Raw genomic sequence first — 823 nt, 5'->3', positions numbered from 1 at the left:
CATATAATTGAACCGTATTACCGTCTTTACCTTCATAATTGTCCTGCAAATAAGCACCTGGAGTCGTTGAACGTTGACCGCCCAACGTCAGGTTTTGCATTGCCATTGGATCAAAACTGCCAGTCGTATCGGTCAGCCATACCATGGTATTTGCAAAGTAAGGCTCAGTGAAATCAACCTTTTCTTGACGCTCAGGAGTAATCGACATACCTGCGACCACAGCATCATACTTTTGAGCCAATAGACCTGGAATGATACCGTCCCAATCTTGTGCGACGATTTCACAGTTGGCTTGCATCTGCTCACACAAAGCATTGGCAACATCGACATCGAATCCTGCCAAGCTGCCGTCAGCATTAGTATAGTTAAAAGGAGGGTAAGCACCCTCAGTTGCGATACGAATCGTCTTACCAGCCGCGTCCGCTGCCGGTGCATCAGCGTTAGTATCAGCGGCCTCGTTGGCAGGTTGACTACAGGCACTAAGTGCAATGGCCGCGGTGATGGTCATTGACGACCACAATAGGCGAGAGTTCGACATCATACGTTCCTCATTTTTTAATAAAATTTTGATAAAGATTTGTGTAGTTTTAACGTCTGGCATCCTTGCCAGATATAAATACAATAACAAGTATTGACATTTTATGGACAACTCGATAATACCTCACTCAAATATCAAAAACAAACGTTTTGCATATTGACTGTTATTATCGAGCAATAAAGCATCAAATGAGGATAAAAGACATACCTAATGTTTGTATGTTATCGCCACTATCTGACACTGTCAGAATGACTCAGAATGACAACGTCAAATAGTGGTCAGGTA

Annotated in this window: 1 protein-coding gene; it reads right to left on the bottom strand. The window is 43.0% G+C overall.

Going from position 1 to position 823, the window contains the following annotated elements; genetic code table 11:
* A partial coding sequence (locus tag ACS8FD_RS18890) for a transporter substrate-binding domain-containing protein (protein ID WP_439276985.1) occupies positions 1-541 on the bottom strand: 541 nt, incomplete at its 3' end.
* Between the last annotated feature and the right edge of the window lie 282 nt (positions 542-823).

It is taken from the genome of Psychrobacter sp. 1U2, assembly GCF_051847575.1.
Note: the sequence above shows the minus strand (reverse complement) of the source record. Positions and strands in the feature narration are given on the sequence as shown.